This is a genomic window from Citrobacter braakii, from assembly GCF_002075345.1.
Classification (GTDB): Bacteria; Pseudomonadota; Gammaproteobacteria; order Enterobacterales; family Enterobacteriaceae; genus Citrobacter; species Citrobacter braakii.
Genome location: NZ_NAEW01000001.1, coordinates 1 through 25,333 on the forward strand (window position 1 = coordinate 1; position 25,333 = coordinate 25,333).

The following is a 25,333-nucleotide window of genomic DNA, read 5'->3' on the forward strand; positions in this document are numbered from 1 at the left end:
TTTACGGGCCGTAAGTAACGAAGTCTGATGCAAATGTCAGATCGTATGCGCCTGTTAGGGCGCGGCTGGTAACAGAGCCTTATAGGCGCATCCGAAAAACCTCCGGCTATGCCGGAGGATATTTATTTACTTCTGTTTAGTTAACGTGTCGTAGCTGGTCATCAGATTGCGATAATCAGGAATGTGATTAGAGAACAGCGTCGCCAGACCTTCGATATCGTTGCGCCAGTCGCGATGCAACTCACATGCGACACCAAACCACGTCATCAGTTGAGCACCGGCCTGGGACATTCGATCCCATGCTGAATGGCGAGTAATTTCATTAAACGTACCTGACGCATCGGTTACGACAAAGACATCAAAACCTTCTTCAATAGCCGAGAGCGCAGGGAAAGCAACGCAAACTTCCGTCACGACACCGGCAATAATCAGCTGTTTTTTACCGGTCGCTTTCACTGCTTTCACGAAATCTTCGTTATCCCACGCGTTAATGTTTCCGGGGCGAGCAATATAAGGCGCATCGGGAAATTGAGCTTTCAGTTCCGGTACCAGTGGCCCGTTTGGTCCTGTCTCGAAACTGGTTGTCAGAATGGTTGGGAGTTTGAAGTATTTTGCTAAGTCGCCGAGGGCAAGCACGTTGTTTTTAAATTTATCGGGATCGATATCCCGAACCAGAGAGAGCAGGCCAGCCTGATGGTCGACCAGCAGTACTGCCGCATTATCTTTATCAAGTCTTACGTAAGGTTTAGTCATGATATTTCTCCTGTTCAGCATCAGTGGGGGAAATTTGATGAGTTTAAGTCTACAGAAAGAACGATATATGGATTAGATACCTAAATAAGAACTCACTGTTCTATTTTGAAGACAATGCAGATCTGCATCCCGCATAGAGTTTAGTAAGAAATAAAAGTAAGGGGAGTCCATGAAATTTTTCGACTGAACGCAACGCGAGATTTTTGTTTTAGATCAATAAAAACAAGCAGATGTGTTTTTGTGTTTTTTATCTATTCACATTAAGAATCAGTAATGCAAATCGATCGTCCGGAAAGCGCTTCAGCCCTTTGATTGCGCCGATTGACAATGTTTTTGGCAGTGGCATGATGCGCATGAAATTTGAACTTCCTCACGGTTTTTATTCATGTCCATCTATACCCGTCCCGTCATGCTGTTGCTGTGCGGGCTGCTTCTGCTGACCCTGGCGATCGCCGTGTTAAACACGCTCGTCCCGCTTTGGCTCGCCCATGAAAATCTGCCAACCTGGCAGGTAGGTGTGGTGAGTTCTTCCTACTTTACCGGCAATCTGGTAGGGACGTTGCTGACCGGGTATTTAATAAAACACCTTGGTTTTAATCGCAGCTATTACATTGCCTCGCTTATTTTTGCCGCGGGCTGTATCGGCCTGGGGGTTATGGTGGGGTTCTGGAGCTGGATGACCTGGCGTTTTATCGCCGGTGTTGGCTGCGCCATGATTTGGGTGGTAGTGGAAAGTGCGCTGATGTGCAGCGGGAATTCGCGTAATCGCGGACGCTTGCTTGCCGCCTATATGATGATCTATTACGTGGGGACGTTTTTAGGCCAGCTACTGGTTAGTAAAGTATCAACAGAATTGATGAACGTCCTGCCGTGGGTGACGGGTACGATCCTGGCTGGTGTTTTGCCATTGCTCTTTACGCGCATTGCCAATCAGCAGGGTGATGAACAGCAGTCTACTCCTATTACCTCCATGCTGAAGCTGCGGCAGGCGCGTCTGGGCGTTAACGGCTGTATTATTTCCGGGATTGTGCTGGGGTCTTTGTATGGCCTGATGCCGCTGTATCTCAACCATCAAGGGGTGAGCAACGCCAGCATTGGTTTCTGGATGGCGGTTCTGGTTAGCGCCGGTATTCTGGGGCAATGGCCGATTGGCCGCCTGGCAGACAAGCTGGGGCGCCTGCTGGTTTTACGCGTCCAGGTCTTCGTGGTTATCGTCGGAAGTATTGCCATGCTGAATCAGGCGGCGATGGCGCCTGCGTTGTTTATGTTGGGTGCGGCAGGTTTTACCCTCTATCCGGTGGCGATGGCCTGGGCCTGTGAAAAGGTTGAACATCATCAGCTGGTCGCCATGAATCAGGCATTGTTATTAAGCTATACCGTTGGCAGCCTGCTTGGTCCTTCATTCACCGCAATGCTGATGCAGAATTATTCCGATAATCTGTTATTCATTATGATCGCCAGCGTATCGTTTATTTATCTGCTGATGTTGTTGCGTAGCGCCAGACATACACCGACTCCGGTGGCTCACGTATAAAGCGCGCCAGACGGTATGCAAGGCAAAATGTTTGCATACCGTGACTCATTTTCCCATTGCGGGTATGCCGGAAGTTGCGAGGTATTCGCATGCTTTCAGCGTGCAGTGAAGTTGCGCCTGACTGGTCATACTCGTCAGCTGTTGTAAATGCTCCCCTTCATCCAGCCAGCAAACCAGTTTTTGAATCATTTCAATATGTCGGGTGCTGCTGGCAGCCGCCAGGACAATAATTAACCGCACATCTGGATGCCCAGGAAAAGGCACCGCCTCTTTCAGACACAAGAGCGACAAATGTGTCTCACTGCTTATCACTCCTTCTTCCGGACGAGCGTGCGGCAGGGCAAACTCAGGGCTTAAGATGTACCACGGACCCAGTTGTTCTGTTTCACGGATGATTGCCTGTGCGTAGGCGGACGTAATCGCGCCCAGTTCTTCCAGAGGCTGGCAAGCCAGCGTCACGGCCTCCTGCCAGGATCGGCATTGTTCACGAAACTGACAGGCAGAAAATAGCGCAGATGTCATTGTGTTCTCCTTATTTCAGAGCAGCAGACCGCATTGCGGTCTGCCAACCCGAACTATCTGAGGGCTTCAAAGAGTGCGGTCGCCGAAATACCGTATTTCTCTTTCAACTGGCGGCTATTGCCTGATTCCGTAAACGTATCTTGTGTCCCCAGTCGGATTAATCTCGTGGTTAATCCTTCCTCCGCCAATACTTCAGCAACCTGTCCACCAAGCCCACCGGTGATCGTGTGATTTTCAATCGTTGCGATCTGCGGGCAGTTGGCAATCAGTTGCAGAAAGCGCTGGCGGTTAAACGGTTTTAGCATAGCGACGTGAATCAGCTTGCCACGTTTTCCCTGGGCGCACAGCTGCACATAACCTGCGCTTGCCTGCTCCAGAACGGTCCCTTCATAGAGAATGGCGAAGTCATTGCCTGAGTCCTCCACGGCGGCGATATCGGTCACTCGCGGAACGGCAGATTTATCGCGCACGGGCATCGGTTCTCGGGCTACGCGAATATAGACCGGACCGGGAATGTTTACTGCCTGTTCAAATGCGGACTCAACTTCTTCAGCGTCGGCAGGCGTTAGAATTGTGAGCCCCGGCAGTACGCGCGTCAGGGCCAGATCTTCCAGCGCATGATGCGATGCGCCGTCAGGTCCATCATCCATTCCTGGGTGGCTACCAACTAATTTAATGTTAGCTTTGGCGTAGCACGCCTGGCGCAGTTGAGTCCAGGCGGTGCCTGTCACAAACATCGCAAAGTTAACGTAGAACGGAATATTTCCTTCCAACGCCTGGCCAGTGGCAAAGCTCATTGCCGATCCTTCCGCAATACCCATTTCAAAGAAAGCGTCTGGATAGACGGCCTGGAACTGGTCAGTGCGGGTGGAGCTGGCTAAATCACTATCAATGGCGACAATGGGATAGCCCTTTTTTTTCAGGGCAATGAGTGCGTTACCAATTTCATCACGTGGGGCTTTCATCACTGCAACTCCTCCATAGCCTGCTGATATTGTTCGGTGGTTGGGGTTTTTGAATGCCAGTCACCGTTATTTTCCATATAGCTAACGCCACTGCCTTTGGTGGTATGCGCAATAATGGCGACAGGTTTTCCTTTCAGATGGCGTGAAAGCATCAGCGTGTCGGCAACCTGATGCATATCGTTACCGTTATGGAGTTCGAGTACGTGCCAGCCGAAAAGACGCACTTTGTCGGCCAGAGGTTCCAGATTCACCACCTGATTAACGGGGTCGTGGGAGGAAAAACCGTTGTAGTCAATAATCGCCACCAGGTTATCCATCTTCATATGGCCTGCCTGCTGTAGCGTTTCCCAGATTTGCCCTTCGTGCATTTCGCCATCGCCAATGATGGCGAAAACGCGCTGTGATTCCCCCCGCTGTTTTTTGGCCGCCGACATACCAAAGGCAATGGATAATCCCTGGCCCAGCAGGCCGGTTGTTGCATCGACTTCGGGCAGAGATTTGATGCTAGGGTGCCCCTGTAAACGTGAGTTAATTTGTCGAAAAGTATTAAATTCGCTGCGCTCAATTTTGCCTTTTTGATGCAGCATGGCGTACTGAGCAGCAACCGCATGACCTTTGCTCATGACCACGCGAGCGCGAGGGGCGCAGGAGAAGTCCACCTCTTGATCGTAAATCCAGGTCAGAATGTCGATGATGGACAATGCACCGCCAGGATGGCCAATGCCTGATTCATAAATCATGGTGACAATATCCCGGCGAGCAGCCAGCGCATGGGATTTCAATTCGTCAATATTCATGTTCATTCCTTATCAGGGCAACATTTTGCCGATGTAATAAACCACTAAGCCGAGGGCGACAAAATCTGTCTCCGGGAAGCTAGTACCGGACAATCCAACCGACTCCATGATGGGATAGATGAGTGCCGGGCCAATACCAATTAATATGCCAGTGACAAAGCTACCGGCGATGGCCCCTTTCCAGCCTCCTGACGCATTACCGAAGACGGCGGCGGTAGCACCAATGAAGAAGTAGGGGATGGCGACGGGGATAATGACCGTTTGCCCAATTAATGCGAGTACCCCCATAACCACCAATCCACCCACAAAGGAAGAGATGAAACCTAAAACGGTGGCGGTTGGGGCATACGGAAAGACGACTGGGCAATCCAGTGCGGGTTTGGCGTTCGGGATAAACTTTTCAGAGATGCCCAGAAATGCCGGGACTATTTCTGACAACAGCAAGCGAACGCCGGTGATGATGATATAAAGCGATGCGGTAAATGTGAGTGACTGGAATAGCGGATAAACCAGCCAATGCATTCCACCGGCGGCGGCCGTTACCGCTTCTTCGCCTGCGGCAAGCGCCGCGATGTAATAGAAAATACTGACAGAGATGGACACGGAGACGATGTAGTCTTTAAAAATCCCCAACCATCCGGGAAGATTTAGCTTTTCTGTTGACTGCTTAGGATCGCCCACTTTCGAACCGATCCATCCCGATAGCGCGTAGGCCAGAGTAACGTAATGACCCATCGCGATTTCATCATTACCGGTAATCTTACGCATCCACGGCTGAGCGATAGCTGGATAGACACAGGCCGCAAGCCCCAGCAGTATGGAGCCGACGATAATTGTTGTTACATCGCTGTAGCCAAGCGCCTTAAGCGTAACGGTTAAGAGGGCAGACAGATACAGATTATGTTGGCCCGTCAGGAAGATGTATTTGAACGGTGTTACGCGGGCAAAAAACAAGTTCCAGCCGAAACCAACGACCATGATGAGTGAAACGCACATGGCAAACTTGGTTTGTGCCAGCCCAGTTAACGCTTCGGCTAACGGCATCACACCTTTCAGACCGAATCCATCGCTGAATAAGGTCTGAAAATTACCTAAGGATGTCACCGCAATCCCTGCTCCGCCGGCAAATACCAGAAATCCGACGATGGTTTTAAAGGTACCTGAAAGCACTTTTTCGATGGGTTTACGCTGGATAAGCAAACCAATTAGCGCAATAAAGCCAACTAAAAGTGGGGTTACACCCAAAATGTCGAATACAATGAACTTTAGGAGATCCATATTTCCCCCGGAGAGGTTAGTTGTTTTGAACAACGCTGGTGAGCGCAGATTCCATTTCTTCGCTGTTCATCAGATCGGTGATACCGATTGCTCTGAACCCGGCGGCTTCTACCTCATCGGTCAGGTCGCTCATGGTGATCACGAAGTCGATGTTTTGCCAGGTTCGTAGCCCTGACAGGACATCGTGTTCAAGATCGATATCCCAGCCATGTTTATCGATGACTTTTTGGGCTTTGATTTTCAGCATTAGCGAACTGCCCATACCGGTACGACAGACGATCAGACCTTTCATTAGACGTTCTCCTGTTTGTAAAAATAATTATTTTTAATTATCATTGGTGCGATAAAAATTATTATCGCAAAGCCGGGCAAAGTATGTGACAGCATTTGCATTTTGTGCAAAAAGGCGAAAAATGAGTCAGATAGATACTAATTTATTGATTAACATAAGAAATGGGGCTTCAGAACTGAGTCCGATCCTGGAAAAGGTAGGGCGTTTTATCACTGAAAATCCTGATTTTGTGATGCGGCATACGATAACCGAGCTGGCTGATTCTATTGATACCAGTGAGGGGAGTATCACTCGTTTTTGCCGTGCCTTTGGTTTTAAGGGGTTTTCTGATTTCAGAACGGCTCTTGCACTGGAGCAAGGAGCTGCACGGCCGAATGATGGAGGAAGTGAGGAGACGGCGGCGGTACTGGCAAGCGTTTGTGACAGCAATGCCATCATCGACAGCAAAGAATTGCAGGCGGTTGCGACCTGGTTAAATCAGCTCAGTAATATTGCAATTTATGCGGTAGGTACTGCGGTGCCGGTGGCGTTATTCCTGCAAATCAATCTGGTGCAGATGGGGAAAATAGCCAGTTATATCGACCGGTTTTATCCGGCGGCTATCTCTCCGTTGGCGGACAGCCAAAAAACAGGGATTATTGTTATTCATACAGAACAAATCTCTACCGATATGATGCAGTCGCTGACGCTAGCGAAGGAACAAGGCATAAAAATTCTCTCGTTAACTCGCGGATCGTTTGCGCCATTAAATCGGCTTTCTGACTGGAATTTGCAGGCGGCGGTTGCATTACAGGGGGAAGGTGAGTCTGGTTTTGCTGAAATTGCTGGTGCGATGATGGTGGCGGATCGCATACTCAGTGCTCTGGAAGAGCAGGATGAGCGTTACGTGCAGTGTCGTAAAGCACACCAGAAACGTATTTTCTCTATTGAAAGCGTGACCAATAAACTTTCAGAATATTTTATGTCGTAGGCATCGAACGTTGGCGTCGCGCTACTCAAGCAGAGCGCTGCGACGCCGTGGTCGTCATACCTTAGTACATTACTTTATGACCATACTGCTCAAGAATGCCTTTCACGCGCTCCATGGTCTCTTTTTTCGGTGGCTTAACACCGTCAAGTTTGTACTCTTCACCCATTGCCACCCATTTGTGTTTGCCCAGCTCATGGTATGGCAGCAGTTCGATTTTCTCTACGTTGCCCATATCGCGGGTAAACTCGCCCAGGCGGTGCGCGGAGTCGTCATCGTCAGACCAGCCAGGCACAACGACGTAGCGGATCCACACCTTGATGTCTTTATTGGACAGGTAACGTGCGAACTCAAGCGTACGATGGTTAGATACGCCCACCAGATTCTGATGGATTTCATCATTCATCTGTTTGAGATCGAGCATCACCAGGTCAGTGACTTCCAGCAATTCATCGATCACCGGATCGTAGCGGCGAACAAAACCGTTGGTATCCAGACAGGTATGAATACCTTCTTTTTTACAGGCACGAAACCAGTCGCGTACAAATTCAGCTTGCAGGATAGCTTCGCCACCGGACGCTGTCACACCGCCACCGGAGGCGTTCATAAAGTGGCGGTAGGTCACGACCTCTTTCATTAACTCGTCGACGGTGACTTCTTTGCCGCCGTGCGTATCCCATGTGTCACGGTTATGACAATACAGGCAGCGCATCAGGCAGCCCTGGAAGAAGGTAATAAAACGGATGCCCGGGCCATCAACAGTGCCACAGGATTCAAAGGAGTGAATGCGACCAATAACTGACATTGCGGTGTTTCTCCAGGTGTGGCCCATCCGGGGCCAGTGTTAGTGCACAGTTATTAACTGTGTCGAGTCTGTTTTGGCTGCTATCCATAAGTATAGATAGCTGACAAAGCAGGCTATTAAAAAGGCCCCACTTACGTGGAGCCTTTATTGTACGCTTTTTAAAGTACGATTTCAGTCAAAACCAATTACATGGTCTGAGTGAAGGTACGAGTAATAACGTCCTGCTGCTGTTCTTTAGTCAGGGAGTTAAAACGTACTGCGTAGCCAGAAACACGGATGGTCAGCTGCGGATATTTTTCCGGATGTTCCATCGCATCCAGCAGCATTTCACGGTTCATGACGTTCACGTTCAGGTGCTGACCACCTTCGATGGACGCTTCGTGGTGGAAGTAACCATCCATCAGACCAGCCAGGTTGGTCTTACGAACTTCGTCGTCTTTACCCAGCGCGTTCGGAACGATAGAGAAGGTGTAAGAGATACCATCTTTAGCGTAAGCAAACGGCAGTTTAGCAACGGAGGTCAGAGAGGCAACAGCACCTTTCTGGTCACGACCGTGCATTGGGTTAGCACCCGGTCCGAACGGCGCGCCAGCACGACGACCATCTGGGGTGTTACCGGTTTTCTTACCATAAACCACGTTAGAGGTGATGGTCAGAACAGACTGAGTCGGGATAGCGTTACGATAAGTAGTCAGTTTCTGAATTTTCTTCATGAAACGTTCTACCAGGTCAACCGCCATGTCATCAACGCGAGAGTCGTTGTTACCAAACTGCGGGTATTCGCCTTCGATTTCGAAGTCGACAGCCAGACCGTCTTCGTCACGAATCGGTTTAACTTTCGCATATTTGATTGCAGACAGGGAGTCAGCAGCAACGGACAGACCAGCGATACCACACGCCATGGTGCGGATAACGTCACGGTCGTGCAGCGCCATCAGAGAGGCTTCGTAGCTGTACTTGTCGTGCATGTAGTGGATAACGTTCAGTGCAGTGACGTACTGTTTAGCCAGCCAGTCCATGAAGTGATCCATGCGCTCCATAACTTCGTCGAAGTTCAGAACGTCGCCTTTGATCGGTTCAGATTTAGGACCAACCTGCATTTTCAGTTTTTCATCAACGCCGCCGTTGATTGCGTACAGCATAGTTTTCGCCAGGTTTGCACGCGCACCGAAGAACTGCATTTGTTTACCAACAACCATCGGGCTTACGCAGCAAGCGATAGCGTAGTCGTCGTTGTTGAAGTCCGGACGCATCAGGTCATCGTTCTCGTACTGCAGAGAAGAGGTGTCGATGGACACTTTAGCGGCGAATTTCTTGAAGTTCAGAGGCAGTTTTTCAGACCACAGAACGGTGATGTTCGGCTCCGGAGAAGGACCCATGGTGTACAGGGTATTCAGGAAGCGGAAGCTGTTTTTGGTAACCAGAGTACGGCCATCAACGCCCATACCACCGATAGATTCAGTTGCCCAAATCGGGTCACCGGAGAACAGTTCATCATATTCAGGGGTACGCAGGAAACGAACCATACGCAGTTTCATGACCAGGTGGTCAATCATTTCCTGAGCGTCTTGCTCGGTGATTTTGCCTGCTTTGATATCACGTTCGATGTAGGCATCCAGGAAGGTGGATACGCGACCGAAGGACATTGCTGCGCCGTTCTGAGATTTAACCGCGGCCAGGTAGCCGAAGTAAGTCCACTGGATAGCTTCCTGAGCGTTGGTTGCCGGACCAGAGATATCGCAGCCATATTTAGCAGCCATTTCTTTGATTTGACCCAGTGCGCGGTGCTGTTCAGCAATTTCTTCACGCAGACGGATAGTGGCTTCCAGGTTTACGCCGTTTTCCAGATCGGACTGCAGAGAGACGAACTGAGCGTATTTGTCTTTCATCAGGTAGTCGATACCGTACAGCGCAACGCGACGGTAGTCACCGATGATACGGCCACGGCCATAGGCATCTGGCAGACCAGTCAGAACACCGGATTTACGGCAGTTCAGAATGTCTTTGGTGTAAACATCGAATACGCCCTGGTTGTGGGTTTTGCGGTATTCGGTGAAGATTTTTTTCAGCATCGGGTCCAGTTCGCGATTGTACGCTTTGCAGGAACCTTCAACCATTTTGATGCCGCCAAACGGAATGATCGCACGTTTCAGCGGAGCTTCAGTCTGCAGACCAACAATTTTCTCGAGCGCTTTGTTGATGTAGCCAGCGTCGTGAGAAGTGATGGTAGAAGCAACGGAGGTGTCAAAGTCAACAGGCGCGTGAGTGCGGTTTTCCTGTTTAACGCCTTCCATCACGCTGTCCCACAGTGCAGTGGTCGCATCAGTTGCGCCAGCCAGGAAGGACTCGTCACCCTCATACGGAGTGTAGTTTTTCTGAATGAAGTCACGGACGTTTACTTCATTCTGCCAATCACCTTTGGTAAAACCTTCCCAGGCTGTGGCTAACTTTTCATTAAGCTCGGACATGTAACACCTACCTTCTTAAGTGGATTTTTTATTTACTGCGTGTAATGGGCATCATCAGATTAATGATGATCGTTACCACGCAGATAAATGACCCAGTATGTCAACCCGACCAACAAACCGCCGCCGATAATGTTGCCGATCGTAACCGGAATCAGGTTATCGGTGATGAAATTCATCACGGTCAGGTGAGAAAAATTCTCCGGAGAAGACCCAACAGCGGTCCAGAATTCCGGGGTGGCGAAATCGCGAATTACAATACCCATAGGGATCATAAACATGTTTGCGATACTGTGCTCAAAACCGCTGGCAACAAACATTGCGACCGGTAATACCATGATAAACGCTTTGTCCATCAGGCTGCGACCCGAATAGCTCATCCATACTGCCAGACACACCATCAGGTTCGCCAGGATGCCAAGACTTACCGCCTCAACAAAAGTATGGTGCACTTTGTGGTCGGCTGTTTGCAGGACGTTGAGACCCCACGCGCCGTTAGCGGTCATATACTCGCCAGAAAGCCACATGAGTAACACGAAGATCAGGGCGCCAATCAGGTTGCCGACATAAACGTTAAGCCAGTTTTTAGCCAATTGGCCCCAGGTGATGCGACCACTGGCTTTCGCTACGACAATCAGTACGGTTGAGGTGAAGAGGTCTGCACCGCAGACAACGCAGAGAATCAGCCCCAGGGAAAAGCAGATACCACCTACTAGCTTCGCCATGCCGAAAGGCATTGTGCCGGTACCGGTTGTGGCGGTGATATAGAAAACAAAGGCAATTGAAATGAATACACCGGCAGTAATTGCCAGATAGAACGTCTTAAGCGGATGTTTCGTTGCTTTATAGACGCCTGCTTCTTCGGCAACTTTGGCCATTGCAGCAGGAAGAATAAGATCAAAAGGGTTGTCAGCTTTCACACTAACTCTCTCTTTATTAAGTCGGCGACGAGATACTAACAAAGCATTATAGATGAGAATTTGATATAGATCATATCTCGCCTGGCTTATAGGCCCGTAAGGCGCATGGTTTTTATGCGATTACGGTGTAACTTGTTGATTATCCAAATAAAAATAAATTTTAAAAATTATAAAGTGAGTTGAATTTTTTCTTTCTGTCTCCTCTGGGGCGGTTAATTAAAATGGAGTAATTGAGATAAAAAACCACATTAATAAGCTAATTTTCTTAATATCAACTACTAATATTTAACCTTGTTTTTACATTTATTTTTTGATTTGACCAAAATAAAAAACAGGGCGCATTAAGCGCCCCGTAATATAGCCCAGACAATACCTTTAGCCTACTCAGCGCAGGCTGATTGTCACTATTTTGACCAATGTGCTGCTTTCGCGCGCTGCAGTTTTTCGTAAGCTTTCAGCAGAGACTGATGCGCCGGGAAAGCCTGCAGATCGCTATCAACAGTTTGAAGCCCGTAGAACGGCGCTTCGCCACTTAATGCTGCACTTGCGGCTTCAACCGCCTCGGCACCGTACATGCGAACAAACGCGTTCAGATATTGTAGCGGCTGACGATCTTCTTCCTGAGATAGCAACAGCAGCGTTTGCAGACAGCGGTAGTAGTTGGCACGTTCAGCGCTAAAGACAGAGGAGTTGAATTCCATCGTCCATTCTGTCCAGACCAGCGCCTGCTCCAGGTCGCCGCCGGCCAGCGCCAGCATCACTTTAAGCTCGCCAATGCGCAGGGTGTACCAACCGTTATCCGCACCGGTTGCCAGACCGAGCAGCTCGCGTACGCGGGTGAAGTCGTCAAAGCCTTCCTCATCCAGTTGTTCGATCAGATTGAGATAGTCTTCTTTATCCCATTCACTGCCCGGGAGCGAGAGAATAGTGTCACGCAGATGGGCGCCCATGGCGTTGTTGGCTAACCACAGATCTTCAGCCGGATAGATGTCAGACATTCCCGGAACAATAATGCGGCACGCGTAAACGCTCAGGTGCTCGTAGTCGGCGATATACACTTCTTTATCTTCAGCATTGAAGATGACCATCAGGGTGGCGAACTCTTCTTCGGTGGTACCGGAGAAATTCCAGTCAACGAACGGATAGTCAGCATCCTGCTTGAACAGATCCCAGGAGATCAGGCCGCTGGAATCGATGAAGTGAGTTTCAAGGTTAGTGTGTTCAGCCACTTCTTCGTCGTCAAAGGTCGGAGGGGTGAAGACATCAAGATCTTTCAGACCACGGCCCTGCAGCAGTTCAGTGACGGTACGCTCCAGCGCAACGCCGAAATCCGGGTGCGCACCGAAGGAGGCAAAGCAGGTACCATTGGCCGGGTTGAACAGGACAACGCAAATCACCGGATACTTGCCGCCCAGCGAGCCATCGTAGGCGAAAATTGGGAAACCTTCCGCTTCCAGTTTGGAGATGGACTCCACCACTGCCGGGTAGCGCGCCATGACTTCGGCCGGGATTTCCGGCAGGCTGATGCTTTCCGCAATAATACGGTTCTTCACATGGCGCTCAAAGACTTCAGACAGGCCCTGAACGCGCGCTTCGTTTCGGGTGTTACCCGCAGACATGCCGTTAGAAACGTACAGGTTGCCAATAATATTCATCGGAATATAGACGGTCTGGTTATCCGACTGACGGGTAAACGGTAGGCCGCAGACCCCACGTTCTTCATTACCGGATTGCAGATCGATAAGCATGCTGCCAGTCAGTTCGTTGTCTGGATCGTAAAACGCACGCAGACGAGCATCCAGTAGACCTTCTGGTACGTCGTCTTCTTCAGTCAACGGGAACCATTTTTCGTTCGGATAATGCACGAATGGGCCGTTGGCGATGGTTTCACCCAGCCAGAAATCCGCAAAGAAATAGTTAGTCGACAGACGCTCAAAATATTCGCCCAGCGCGGAAGCCAGCGCCGCTTTTTTCGTCGCGCCTTTACCGTTGGTGAAGCACAGCGCGCATTCTTTGTCGCGAATATGTACAGACCAGACGTTAGGGACGGGATTCAACCACGAGGCTTCTTCAATTTGAAAACCAAGGTCGAGCAATTTTTGCTGGAAGCGAGCGATGGAGTCTTCCAGAGCGGCATCTTTGCCGGGGATAAATGTTTGCGTCATGAAAATCACTTTTGTCGTACGGAAAGCGCGCAATGATACGGGTTTTAAATGAATGGCGCTATCGTCGCCGGAGTTCAGACGTAAATAAAAGTATTAGCTATGCTTTCCTACAGCCAACCACGTTTAGAGCATAATAATGAAAGCTTTCGATTTACACCGAATGGTACTGGATAAGGTGCCCATGGATTTTCTGGGAGAAGTTGCTCTGCGCAGCCTCTATACCTTTATATTGGTTTTTCTGTTTTTAAAAATCACCGGACGTCGCGGCGTACGCCAGATGTCGCTTTTTGAAGTGCTGATTATCCTTACGCTGGGATCCGCGGCGGGAGACGTGGCATTTTATGATGATGTCCCGATGCTGCCGGTGCTGGTGGTCTTTATTACGCTTGCCGTGCTGTATCGGCTGGTTATGTGGCTGATGGCGCATAGCGAGAAAATGGAGGATTTGCTGGAGGGCAAGCCCGTTGTGATCATTGAGGACGGCGAGCTGGCATGGTCGAAGCTCAATAGCGCCAATATGACGGAATTCGAATTCTTTATGGAATTGCGTTTGAACGGCGTGGAGCAATTGGGACAGGTGAGACTGGCCATCCTGGAGACTAATGGGCAAATCAGCGTCTATTTCTTTGCCGATGAAGACGTAAAGCCGGGGCTCAGTATTTTGCCTAAACGCTGTACACAGCGATTTAAAGTGATACCTGAAGCTGGGGACTATGCCTGTATACGGTGTAGTGAAGTGGTGCAAATGAACGCCGGAGATCATCAATTATGTCCACGCTGTGCAAATCCAGAATGGTCGAAGGCCAGTCGGGCAAAACGGGTCACCTGACAGCGAAAATCTCGGTTTTTACCCGTCAATCCGATAGATTCTGTTGTGTGACCAATGACACATTTTTACCCTGGCCAGTTTTACCCATTGCGGCGCGTGTCACTGAATGATAAAACCGATATCCACAGGAATAACTTATACCAATGTCTGTCACCGGATTATCGCCAATGACAGGATGTTGATTGGACAACAACACAACGTGGTGAGGGGAAATGGCTCAGGTCTTCAATTTTAGTTCAGGTCCGGCAATGTTACCGGCAGAAGTACTTAAACTGGCTCAACAGGATCTTCGCGACTGGAACGGTCTTGGCACGTCGGTGATGGAAATTAGCCACCGTGGCAAAGAATTCATCCAGGTCGCAGAGGAAGCGGAGCAGGATTTTCGCGATCTTCTCAGCATCCCCTCCAACTATAAAGTGTTGTTCTGCCATGGCGGTGGGCGCGGGCAGTTTGCGGGTATCCCGTTAAATATTCTGGGTGACAAAACCACGGCGGATTACGTTGATGCCGGTTATTGGGCCGCCAGCGCAATTAAAGAAGCGAAAAAATACTGTACGCCAAACGTTATCGACGCCAAAGTCACCGTTGACGGACTGCGCGCTGTTAAGCCAATGAGCGAATGGCAGCTTTCTGACAACGCGGCGTATTTGCACTATTGCCCGAATGAAACCATTGATGGCATTGCGATCGATGAAACGCCGAATTTTGCCAGCAATGTGGTGGTTACGGCGGATCTGTCCTCTACCATTCTTTCTGCACCGCTTGACGTGAGCCGTTATGGCGTAATTTATGCCGGGGCGCAGAAAAACATCGGCCCGGCCGGGCTGACCATTGTCATCGTACGTGAAGATTTGCTGGGTAAGGCTCATGTGTCATGCCCGTCAATCCTCGACTATACCGTGCTGAATGACAACGACTCCATGTTCAATACGCCGCCAACCTTTGCCTGGTATCTGTCTGGCCTGGTCTTTAAATGGCTGAAAGAGCAGGGCGGTGTTAACGCGATGGATAAAATTAACCAGCAAAAAGCGGAACTGCTGTACGGCGTAATCGATAACAGCGATTTCTACCGTAACGACGTGGCAAAATCGAACCGTTCACGCATGAACGTACCGTTCCAGCTTGCTGACAGCGCACTGGATAAACTCTTCCTGGAAGAGTCTTTCGCTGCGGGTCTGCACGCGTTGAAAGGGCACCGTGTGGTCGGTGGTATGCGCGCGTCCATCTACAATGCAATGCCGCTAGAAGGTGTAAAAGCGCTGACCGATTTCATGGTCGATTTCGAGCGCCGCCGCGGTTAATCTGCTGTATTTTCATCCCCACAGCCAGTCTGTGGGGTTTTTATGTCTGTTTTTGAGAGTCGAGTTTCATGGAATCCCTGACGTTACAACCCATTGCGCGGGTGGATGGCACCATCAATCTGCCTGGATCCAAAAGTGTTTCTAACCGCGCTTTGCTGCTGGCTGCATTAGCAAATGGCACCACTGTCCTGACCAACCTGCTGGACAGCGATGATGTCCGCCATATGCTTAATGCTCTGAATGCGTTAGGAATTAGCTATACCCTTTCTGCCGACCGTACGCGTTGCGAGATTATCGGCAATGGCGGTGCGCTGCATGCCGAAGGCGCAGTGGAACTGTTCCTTGGCAATGCCGGAACAGCAATGCGCCCACTGGCCGCTGCGCTATGTCTGGGCAGCAATGACATCGTGTTGACAGGCGAGCCGCGCATGAAAGAGCGCCCGATTGGCCATCTGGTTGATGCGTTACGCCAGGGCGGAGCCAACATTGAATACCTGGAGCAGGAAAACTATCCGCCTTTACGTCTGCGCGGTGGCTTTACCGGGGGACAGGTTGAGGTAGACGGCAGCGTATCCAGCCAGTTCCTGACTGCGCTGCTGATGACTGCGCCACTGGCGCCGCAGGATACGACGATCGCCATTAAAGGCGAGCTGGTATCCAAACCTTACATTGATATCACACTGAACCTGATGAAAACGTTTGGTGTTGAAATTGAGAATCAGAACTACCAGCGCTTTGTTGTGCAGGGTCAGCAGCAGTATCAGTCACCGGGTGCATATCTGGTTGAAGGCGATGCTTCTTCCGCTTCCTATTTTCTCGCAGCGGGAGCCATTAAAGGCGGTACGGTAAAAGTCACCGGGATTGGCCGCAACAGTATGCAGGGTGATATCCGCTTCGCTGATGTGCTGGAAAAAATGGGCGCGGCCATTACCTGGGGCGATGACTTTATTGCCTGTACTCACGGTGAGCTGAACGCGGTAGACATGGATATGAACCATATTCCCGATGCGGCGATGACCATAGCCACGGCAGCGCTGTTCGCTAAAGGCACCACGACTTTACGTAACATCTATAACTGGCGCGTCAAAGAGACCGACCGCCTGTTCGCGATGGCGACCGAGTTGCGTAAAGTGGGCGCGATCGTTGAAGAGGGCGAAGACTATATTCGTGTCACACCACCGGCGACGTTACAGTTTGCGGAGATCGCGACCTACAACGATCACCGCATGGCGATGTGTTTCTCGCTGGTGGCGTTGTCTGACACGCCGGTGACCATTCTGGACCCTAAATGTACCGCCAAAACCTTCCCGGATTATTTCGAACAGTTGGCGCGTATTAGTACACCTGCCTGATCCTCACATCTGACGATCGCGCTCCGCATATTCGTGAGCGCATCGCTGCAGATAAAAAGTAAATCAGTGTCATCTTCCGGGCTGGTTTCTCGCCAGCCCGCTATAATTGCGCAATTCTTCCTCACATCGTTACAGACTAATCGGGTTTTTACACTCTGTGTTAACGATTATTAGCGTTGGCGCGTATAATGCGCGGCGTTCACGTTAACGTATGCCCGTTTAAGGAGAAAAAGATGACGGCAATTGCCCCGGTTATTACCATTGATGGCCCAAGTGGTGCAGGAAAAGGCACCTTGTGCAAGGCAATGGCGGAAGCATTGCAATGGCATCTGTTAGATTCAGGCGCGATCTACCGCGTACTGGCGCTCGCAGCGTTGCATCACCATGTTGATGTCACATCTGAAGATGCTCTGGTACCGCTTGCCTCACACCTGGATGTGCGTTTTATCTCAACGGACGGCAACCTGGAAGTCATTCTGGAAGGTGAAGATGTCAGCGGCGAAATCCGCACCCAGGAAGTAGCGAATGCCGCATCTCAGGTCGCTGCGTTTCCTCGCGTACGCGAAGCGCTGTTACGCCGCCAACGCGCGTTTCGTGAAGCGCCCGGCCTGATTGCCGACGGACGAGACATGGGGACCGTGGTGTTCCCGGATGCACCAGTGAAAATTTTCCTGGACGCCTCCTCGCAAGAACGTGCGCATAGACGTATGCTACAGTTGCAGGAAAAGGGCTTTAGTGTTAACTTTGAACGCCTTTTGGCCGAGATCGAAGAACGCGATTTCCGCGATCGTAACCGTGCTGTAGCGCCGCTGGTTCCCGCTGCTGATGCTTTAGTTTTGGATTCAACCCGATTAAGCATTGAGCAAGTGATTGAAAAAGCGTTACAATACGCGCGCCAAAAACTGGCACTCGCTTAAGTGCGACCGAATTTGCAGTACCCCCGTTGCAATGGATTGACAGCGGGTATGTTAAACAACCCCATCCGGCATGGAGCCAGGTGGACGTTAAATATGAAACCTGAAGATTAAACATGACTGAATCTTTTGCTCAACTGTTTGAAGAATCCTTAAAAGAAATCGAAACCCGTCCGGGTTCCATCGTTCGTGGTGTTGTTGTTGCTATCGACAAAGACGTAGTACTGGTTGACGCTGGTCTGAAATCTGAGTCCGCCATTCCGGCAGAGCAGTTCAAAAACGCCCAGGGCGAGTTGGAAATCCAGGTTGGTGACGAAGTTGACGTTGCTCTGGATGCAGTAGAAGACGGCTTCGGTGAAACCCTGCTGTCCCGTGAAAAAGCTAAACGTCACGAAGCTTGGATCACGCTGGAAAAAGCTTACGAAGAAGCTGCAACCGTTACTGGTGTTATCAATGGCAAAGTCAAGGGTGGCTTCACTGTTGAGCTGAATGGTATTCGCGCGTTCCTGCCGGGTTCCCTGGTAGACGTTCGTCCGGTCCGCGACACGCTGCACCTGGAAGGCAAAGAGCTTGAATTCAAAGTAATCAAGCTGGATCAGAAGCGTAACAACGTTGTTGTTTCCCGTCGTGCCGTTATCGAATCCGAAAACAGCGCAGAACGCGATCAGCTGCTGGAAAACCTGCAGGAAGGCATGGAAGTTAAAGGTATCGTTAAGAACCTCACTGACTACGGTGCATTCGTTGATCTGGGTGGCGTTGACGGCCTGCTGCACATCACCGACATGGCATGGAAACGCGTTAAGCATCCGAGCGAAATCGTAAACGTTGGCGACGAAATCACTGTTAAAGTGCTGAAGTTCGACCGCGAGCGTACTCGTGTATCTCTGGGCCTGAAACAGCTGGGCGAAGATCCATGGGTAGCTATCGCTAAGCGTTATCCGGAAGGTACCAAACTGACTGGTCGCGTGACCAACCTGACCGACTACGGCTGCTTCGTTGAAATCGAAGAAGGCGTTGAAGGCCTGGTTCACGTTTCCGAAATGGATTGGACCAACAAAAACATCCACCCGTCCAAAGTTGTTAACGTTGGCGATGTAGTGGAAGTTATGGTTCTGGATATCGACGAAGAACGTCGTCGTATCTCCCTGGGTCTGAAGCAGTGCAAAAACAACCCATGGCAGCAGTTCGCGGAAACCCACAACAAGGGCGACCGTGTTGAAGGTAAAATCAAGTCTATCACTGACTTCGGTATCTTCATCGGCCTGGACGGCGGCATCGACGGCCTGGTTCACCTGTCTGACATCTCCTGGAACGTTGCAGGCGAAGAAGCAGTTCGTGAATACAAAAAAGGCGACGAAATCGCAGCTGTTGTTCTGCAGGTTGACGCAGAACGTGAGCGTATCTCTCTGGGCGTTAAACAGCTCGCAGAAGATCCGTTCAATAACTGGGTTGCACTGAACAAGAAAGGCGCAATCGTAAACGGTAAAGTCACTGCAGTTGATGCTAAAGGCGCAACCGTAGAACTGGCTGACGGCGTTGAAGGTTACCTGCGCGCTTCTGAAGCTTCCCGCGACCGCGTTGAAGATGCAACTCTGGTTCTGAGCGTAGGCGACGACGTTGAAGCTAAATTCACCGGCGTTGATCGTAAGAACCGCGCAATCAGCCTGTCTGTTCGTGCTAAAGACGAAGCTGATGAGAAAGATGCAATCGCAACTGTTAACAAACAGGAAGATGCTAACTTCTCTAACAACGCAATGGCTGAAGCTTTCAAAGCAGCTAAAGGCGAGTAATATCGAGTGCTCCCAAATCCTTTGTGCTGTTAACAGCACAAAGGGTGACGAGTAGCTTGACAGATTACAGGATTCGTCCTGTAATCAATGACAAAGGGCGGCTAAGGCCGCCCTTAATCAATGCAGCAGCTAATTATGCCTTTAAGGAACCGGAGGAATCATGACCAAGTCAGAATTGATTGAAAGACTTGCAACCCAGCAACCTCATATTCCCGCGAAAGCGGTTGAAGATGCAGTTAAAGAGATGCTGGAACATATGGCCTCGACTCTTGCGCAGGGCGAGCGTATTGAAATCCGCGGTTTCGGCAGTTTCTCTTTGCATTACCGCGCACCGCGCACCGGACGTAATCCGAAGACCGGCGATAAAGTGGACCTGGAAGGAAAATACGTTCCGCACTTTAAACCAGGTAAAGAACTGCGCGATCGCGCCAATATTTACGGTTAAGTTTTTAGCGAGACTTAACGCCGAGAAAAGCACCCGCATGGGTGCTTTTTTCATTTCTGCCAGCCCATCCTGGAATCTCCATCCCAGTTAATTTGCACGTTACAAGCGCCGCTAAATGTTAGCGGAATGCATACCGTATAACGCTAAATTGGCACCAGACAACCGTCGAACATTACTGCACACTTCCTGCTACAGGGAGGTGACTGATGAAAATAACAACGGTTAGTACGAGTGCATTATTCGGCATTCTCCCGCTTATGCTATTACCTGCGTTACCTGACATGCTGTGCATCGGCGTTATATTTGGTCTGGCAATTCTGCTCTGTCTTATTTCTCACAGCCCTGTACGTTTCGCCGGATTAACCCTGCTATTTTTTCTTTGGGGAGTTCAGGCTGCGAAAGATGCGCTGTGGGCCGGTAATACGCTGCCTGCAAAAAGCCAGCAGGCCATCGTGCGGATAACCGGAACCGATAATATGACAACGCACTACGGCCAGATCACGCATCTGCAGGGGAAGCGAGTATTTCCTGCCATCGGAATTACTCTGTATGGGCAGTACCTACCCGGCAACGTTTGTGCGGGCCAGACATGGGCGATGACGTTGAAGGTTCGTGTTATACACGGTCAATTGAACGAGGGCGGGTTTGATAGCCAGCGTTACGCATTGGCGCAGCACCAGCTGCTGACGGGAAGATTTTTGCAGGCTTCGGTTATCACACAACAATGCAGTTTGCGTTCGCGGTATCTCTCCTCGTTGAAAAGCGCGCTCGCCGACTATCCCTGGCAGCAGGTTATACTGGGCCTGGGAATGGGGGAGCGCTTGTCCGTATCACAAGCGGTGAAAACCATTATGCGTGATACCGGTACGGCCCATTTGATGGCTATCTCCGGGCTGCATATTGCATTTGCCGCACTTCTGGCAGCAGGATTAATTCGCGCGGGGCAATTTTTTATGCCAACCAGATGGATTTGCTGGCAGGTTCCGTTAGTTGGCGGGATCGTCTGCGCAACATTCTATGCCTGGTTAACGGGGCTACAGCCCCCGGCATTACGTACGGTTGTTGCGCTACTGGTCTGGGGAGGGCTAAAACTCAGCGGCAGGCAGTGGAGTGGATGGTCGGTGTGGATCTGCTGTCTGGCAGCCATTCTGGTGGTGGATCCTGTCGCCGTTCTTTCACAAAGTCTGTGGTTGTCTGCTTTTGCCGTTGCGGCGCTGCTGTTCTGGTATCAATGGGTTCCGATGCCGGATTGGCCGCTGTCGCGCGTTGGACGCCAATTTCTGGCGCTTGCTCATTTGCAATTGGGAATTATGCTCCTGCTTCTGCCTGTGCAAATCGCGATGTTTCACGGTTTTAGCCTGACCTCATTTCTGGCGAATTTGTTTGCTGTACCGCTGGTTACGTTTATTTCCGTACCGTTGATATTAGCAGGCATGATCGTGCATTTAACCGGGCTGGCGATGATTGAGTCGAATCTATGGTATTTAGCGGATCGCTCCCTCGCGCTATTATTTTGGGGGCTCAGGAGCCTGCCTGAAGGGTGGATCAATATTGATGCACGTTGGCAATGGCTTGCATTTGTACCCGGACTCCTGCTCATCGCATATCGGCTGAACGCGTGGCGAACTATACCGGTAGTTTGCGTCACTGTGCTCCTTTTACTGAGCGCCCCGTTCTGGCGAACGCCACGTACTGATGTCTGGCAAGTGCATATGCTGGACGTCGGGCAGGGGCTGGCGATGGTAATTGCGCGCAATGGGAAAGCGATTCTTTACGATACCGGTCTGGCATGGCCTGAAGGCGATAGCGCGCAACAGCTGATTATTCCCTGGTTACGCTGGCACAACCTGGAGCCAGAAGGCGTTATTTTAAGCCACGAGCATATGGATCACCGGGGCGGGTTGCGCTCGCTGCAGCAAACCTGGCCGTCGCTATGGATAAGAAGCCCATTAGGTTGGGAAGGGCATCTCCCGTGTTTACGCGGGGAGCGCTGGCAATGGCAAGGGTTAACCTTTAGTGCGCATTGGCCCGTGCGTGGAAATAAAGATCTGGGAAATAACCACTCCTGCGTGGTTAAGGTCGATGACGGGCATCAGAGTATTCTGCTGACCGGAGATATTGAGTCTCCCGCTGAACAAAAAATGCTAAGTCACTACTGGCAGCATCTGCAGTCTACGGTGATACAGGTTCCACATCATGGTAGCAATACCTCATCATCGCAGGCGCTGATTCAGCGGGTCGGCGGGCAGGCCGCGCTAGCCTCCGCATCCCGTTACAATGCCTGGCGTCTCCCGTCCAGGAAAGTGAAGCAACGTTATCGGCAACAAAATTATCAATGGCTGGATACACCACACCAGGGGCAGATTACGCTGGATTTTTATCAAAAAAACTGGCGAATAAACAGCTTGCGGGATCAGATTTTACCTCGTTGGTATCATCAGTGGTTTGGCGTGTCGGAGGATAACGGGTAGAATATGCGGCTATTCTAACAAATGCTGGTTTTTTGAATGCATAACGATAAAGATCTCTCTACGTGGCAGACGTTTCGCCGACTATGGCCAACCATAGCGCCTTTTAAATCGGGTCTGATCGTGGCGGGTATAGCGTTAGTCCTTAACGCGGCCAGCGATACCTTCATGTTATCGCTCCTTAAGCCATTACTGGATGATGGTTTTGGTAAAACGGATCGCTCGGTGCTGCTGTGGATGCCGCTGGTGGTCATTGGACTGATGATAGTTCGTGGCTTAACCAGCTATGTCTCCAGCTATTGCATCTCATGGGTATCAGGCAAAGTGGTCATGACCATGCGTCGCCGCCTGTTTGGCCATATGATGGGCATGCCGGTCTCCTTTTTTGATAAACAGTCTACAGGTACGCTATTGTCACGTATTACCTATGATTCAGAGCAGGTCGCGTCATCGTCCTCCGGCGCGCTGATCACGGTGGTACGTGAAGGGGCCTCAATTATTGGCCTGTTTATCATGATGTTTTATTACAGCTGGCAGCTGTCATTGATCCTGATTGTGCTGGCACCGATTGTATCAGTGGCAATCCGTGTGGTTTCCAAGCGCTTTCGTAGCATCAGTAAAAATATGCAAAACACTATGGGTCAGGTTACGACCAGTGCTGAGCAGATGCTGAAAGGCCACAAAGAAGTTCTGATTTTTGGTGGTCAGGAAGTCGAAACTAAGCGCTTTGATAAAGTCAGCAATAAGATGCGTTTGCAGGGCATGAAGATGGTTTCCGCCTCTTCTATCTCCGATCCTATCATCCAGCTGATTGCGTCTCTGGCTCTGGCCTTCGTGTTGTATGCAGCCAGCTTCCCAAGCGTAATGGAAAACCTGACTGCAGGGACAATTACGGTTGTCTTCTCCTCAATGATCGCGCTGATGCGTCCGTTGAAATCGCTGACCAACGTCAACGCGCAGTTCCAGCGCGGTATGGCGGCCTGCCAGACCTTATTTACGATTCTGGATAGCGAGCAGGAAAAAGATGAAGGTACACGCGAAATCGAACGCGCTACCGGCAATCTCGAGTTCCGCAACGTGACATTCACCTATCCGGGACGTGAAGTACCTGCGCTGCGCAACATCAACCTGAATATTCCAGCGGGGAAAACCGTTGCCCTGGTTGGCCGTTCGGGTTCAGGGAAATCCACCATCGCCAGCTTGATCACGCGCTTCTATGATATTGATGAAGGGCAGATTCTAATGGACGGACACGATCTACGTGAATATACCCTGGCATCCTTGCGCGATCAGGTCGCGTTGGTTTCGCAGAATGTGCACCTGTTTAACGATACGGTTGCCAACAACATCGCCTACGCGCGTACCGATTTGTACAGCCGTGAGCAGATCGAAAAAGCGGCGAAAATGGCTTACGCCATGGATTTCATCAATAAGATGGACAATGGCCTGGATACGGTGATTGGCGAAAACGGCGTCCTGCTATCTGGTGGTCAGCGCCAGCGTATCGCTATTGCCCGCGCCTTGTTGCGTGACAGTCCGATTCTGATCCTTGATGAAGCAACGTCGGCACTCGATACCGAGTCTGAACGCGCGATTCAGGCTGCTCTGGATGAGCTTCAGAAAAACCGTACCTCCCTGGTGATTGCTCACCGCCTTTCTACCATTGAACAGGCGGATGAAATCATCGTGGTGGAAGACGGTATTATTGTTGAGCGTGGAACCCATAGCGAGCTGATTGAGCAGCGTGGGGTGTATGCACAATTACATAAAATGCAATTCGGTCAATGATCGCTCGAATCTGGTCTGGTGAGTCGCCGCTGTGGCGACTGTTACTCCCGCTCTCCTGGCTGTATGGCCTGGTGAGCGGGGGGATCCGCTTATGTTACAAGCTTGGGATTAAACGCGCGTGGCGTGCACCAGTCCCGGTTGTGGTGGTCGGAAACCTGACCGCGGGCGGCAATGGCAAAACACCAGTGGTGATTTGGCTGGTTGAACAACTGCGTCAACGTGGGATTCGCGTGGGCGTGGTGTCGCGTGGTTATGGCGGGAAAGCGGCTGCTTACCCGCTGTTACTGACCGCAGATACCACTACGGCAGAAGCGGGTGATGAACCTGTGCTGATCGCCCAACGTACCGGCGTGCCCGTAGCGGTATCCCCGGTAAGATCGGATGCGGTCAAAGCCATTTTGGCCCAACACGATGTGCAGATGATTGTGACGGACGATGGGCTACAGCACTACCGTCTGGCGCGAGATGTTGAAATCGTGGTTATTGACGGAGAACGTCGGTTTGGCAATGGCTGGTGGCTTCCCGCGGGTCCCATGCGGGAACGCGCAGGCCGGCTTAAATCGGTGGATGCGACTATCGTTAACGGTGGCGTTGCGCAGCCAGGGGAAATCCCTATGCGACTTGAACCGGGGCTGGCCGTTAATTTACGTACGGGTGAACGCCGCGATGTGTCGCAGCTGTCCAATATTGTCGCCATGGCGGGCATTGGCCATCCACCGCGTTTTTTTGCCACGCTGGAAGCATGCGGTGCCAGCGTGCAAAAAAGTATTGCGCTGGCAGACCATCAGTCTCTGACCTACAGTGACGTCAGTGCGTTTGCAGACGCCGGGCAAACGCTGGTGATGACGGAAAAAGATGCGGTTAAGTGCCGTGCATTTGCCGATGAAAACTGGTGGTATTTACCTGTTGACGCTCATTTGTCAGGCGATCGGCCTGATATGTTGCTGGATAGCTTAATCTCGCTGACTCGCTAACTGATTCAC

General features: G+C 50.8%; 21 protein-coding genes. 11 read left to right on the top strand and 10 right to left on the bottom strand.

From position 1 onward, the window contains the following. Positions 1–126: 126 nt before the first annotated feature. Positions 127–753, bottom strand: a complete 627-nt coding sequence (gene ycaC / locus BZK42_RS00005) for an isochorismate family cysteine hydrolase YcaC (RefSeq protein WP_016152433.1) — start codon at positions 751–753, stop codon at positions 127–129. Between the two features lie 385 nt (positions 754–1,138). On the opposite strand from ycaC, the gene BZK42_RS00010 reads away from it, so the two are divergent. Further along, complete coding sequence (locus tag BZK42_RS00010; protein ID WP_046274695.1) at positions 1,139–2,287, top strand: MFS transporter; 1,149 nt, start codon at positions 1,139–1,141, stop codon at positions 2,285–2,287. A gap of 45 nt (positions 2,288–2,332) precedes the next feature. On the opposite strand, the gene BZK42_RS00015 is transcribed toward BZK42_RS00010, so the two are convergent. The 5 genes from BZK42_RS00015 to BZK42_RS00035 are packed head-to-tail and all read right to left on the bottom strand — an operon-like array spanning position 2,333 to position 6,141. Continuing rightward, on the bottom strand, positions 2,333–2,809 hold the full coding sequence (locus BZK42_RS00015) for a PTS sugar transporter subunit IIA (RefSeq protein WP_046274696.1): 477 nt from the start codon (positions 2,807–2,809) through the stop codon (positions 2,333–2,335). 53 nt (positions 2,810–2,862) lie between these two features. Continuing rightward, the gene (locus BZK42_RS00020; protein ID WP_080858503.1) at positions 2,863–3,774 is read right to left on the bottom strand and encodes a transketolase family protein; all 912 of its coding nucleotides are present in this window, start codon (positions 3,772–3,774) and stop codon (positions 2,863–2,865) included. Beyond that, positions 3,774–4,571, bottom strand: coding sequence for a transketolase (locus BZK42_RS00025; protein WP_047414121.1), 798 nt, complete (start codon positions 4,569–4,571; stop codon positions 3,774–3,776). Before BZK42_RS00025 ends, BZK42_RS00020 begins: the two co-directional genes overlap by 1 nt. 12 nt (positions 4,572–4,583) lie before the next feature. Further along, positions 4,584–5,849 (bottom strand): PTS ascorbate transporter subunit IIC, encoded by a 1,266-nt coding sequence (gene ulaA, locus BZK42_RS00030; protein ID WP_046274698.1) that lies wholly within the window; start codon positions 5,847–5,849, stop codon positions 4,584–4,586. A 16-nt stretch (positions 5,850–5,865) separates the two neighbouring features. Next, positions 5,866–6,141, bottom strand: coding sequence for a PTS sugar transporter subunit IIB (locus tag BZK42_RS00035; RefSeq protein WP_016152439.1), 276 nt, complete (start codon positions 6,139–6,141; stop codon positions 5,866–5,868). 121 nt (positions 6,142–6,262) lie between these two features. On the opposite strand from BZK42_RS00035, the gene BZK42_RS00040 reads away from it, so the two are divergent. After that, positions 6,263–7,111 carry a MurR/RpiR family transcriptional regulator gene (locus BZK42_RS00040; RefSeq protein WP_047359385.1) on the top strand — a complete coding sequence of 283 codons (849 nt, stop codon included), beginning with the start codon at positions 6,263–6,265 and terminating at the stop codon, positions 7,109–7,111. A 61-nt stretch (positions 7,112–7,172) separates the two neighbouring features. On the opposite strand, the gene pflA is transcribed toward BZK42_RS00040, so the two are convergent. The 4 genes from pflA to ycaO form a co-directional block, all read right to left on the bottom strand. Continuing rightward, positions 7,173–7,913 (bottom strand): pyruvate formate lyase 1-activating protein, encoded by a 741-nt coding sequence (gene pflA / locus BZK42_RS00045; protein WP_003035751.1) that lies wholly within the window; start codon positions 7,911–7,913, stop codon positions 7,173–7,175. A 185-nt stretch (positions 7,914–8,098) separates the two neighbouring features. Further along, the gene (gene pflB, locus BZK42_RS00050; protein WP_016152441.1) at positions 8,099–10,381 is read right to left on the bottom strand and encodes a formate C-acetyltransferase; all 2,283 of its coding nucleotides are present in this window, start codon (positions 10,379–10,381) and stop codon (positions 8,099–8,101) included. Between the two features lie 59 nt (positions 10,382–10,440). Next, entirely contained in the window at positions 10,441–11,298 is an 858-nt protein-coding gene (gene focA, locus BZK42_RS00055; protein ID WP_003831909.1) for a formate transporter FocA, read from the bottom strand. Between the two features lie 404 nt (positions 11,299–11,702). Next, entirely contained in the window at positions 11,703–13,463 is a 1,761-nt protein-coding gene (gene ycaO / locus BZK42_RS00060; protein WP_046275666.1) for a 30S ribosomal protein S12 methylthiotransferase accessory factor YcaO, read from the bottom strand. Positions 13,464–13,599: 136 nt separating this feature from the next. On the opposite strand from ycaO, the gene BZK42_RS00065 reads away from it, so the two are divergent. The 9 genes from BZK42_RS00065 to lpxK all read left to right on the top strand — a co-directional run bounded on the left by BZK42_RS00065 (position 13,600) and on the right by lpxK (position 25,324). Then, entirely contained in the window at positions 13,600–14,292 is a 693-nt protein-coding gene (locus tag BZK42_RS00065; protein ID WP_016156114.1) for a DUF421 domain-containing protein, read from the top strand. Between the two features lie 212 nt (positions 14,293–14,504). Continuing rightward, positions 14,505–15,593, top strand: coding sequence for a 3-phosphoserine/phosphohydroxythreonine transaminase (gene serC, locus BZK42_RS00070; protein ID WP_016152445.1), 1,089 nt, complete (start codon positions 14,505–14,507; stop codon positions 15,591–15,593). A gap of 68 nt (positions 15,594–15,661) precedes the next feature. Then, positions 15,662–16,945, top strand: coding sequence for a 3-phosphoshikimate 1-carboxyvinyltransferase (gene aroA, locus BZK42_RS00075; RefSeq protein ID WP_046275667.1), 1,284 nt, complete (start codon positions 15,662–15,664; stop codon positions 16,943–16,945). Between the two features lie 233 nt (positions 16,946–17,178). After that, positions 17,179–17,862, top strand: coding sequence for a (d)CMP kinase (gene cmk, locus BZK42_RS00085; protein WP_016152447.1), 684 nt, complete (start codon positions 17,179–17,181; stop codon positions 17,860–17,862). 113 nt (positions 17,863–17,975) lie between these two features. Then, a complete protein-coding gene (gene rpsA / locus BZK42_RS00090; RefSeq protein WP_003035776.1) occupies positions 17,976–19,649 on the top strand; it encodes a 30S ribosomal protein S1 in 1,674 nt (557 codons plus the stop codon). Positions 19,650–19,809: 160 nt separating this feature from the next. Beyond that, complete coding sequence (ihfB, locus tag BZK42_RS00095; protein WP_003035780.1) at positions 19,810–20,094, top strand: integration host factor subunit beta; 285 nt, start codon at positions 19,810–19,812, stop codon at positions 20,092–20,094. Between the two features lie 206 nt (positions 20,095–20,300). After that, positions 20,301–22,565, top strand: a complete 2,265-nt coding sequence (locus BZK42_RS00100; protein ID WP_080858504.1) for a ComEC family protein — start codon at positions 20,301–20,303, stop codon at positions 22,563–22,565. A gap of 36 nt (positions 22,566–22,601) precedes the next feature. Then, complete coding sequence (gene msbA, locus BZK42_RS00105) at positions 22,602–24,350, top strand: lipid A ABC transporter ATP-binding protein/permease MsbA (RefSeq protein WP_046275669.1); 1,749 nt, start codon at positions 22,602–22,604, stop codon at positions 24,348–24,350. Further along, entirely contained in the window at positions 24,347–25,324 is a 978-nt protein-coding gene (lpxK, locus tag BZK42_RS00110) for a tetraacyldisaccharide 4'-kinase (protein WP_016152450.1), read from the top strand. The genes msbA and lpxK overlap by 4 nt, the downstream gene beginning before the upstream one ends. Positions 25,325–25,333: the final 9 nt, after the last annotated feature.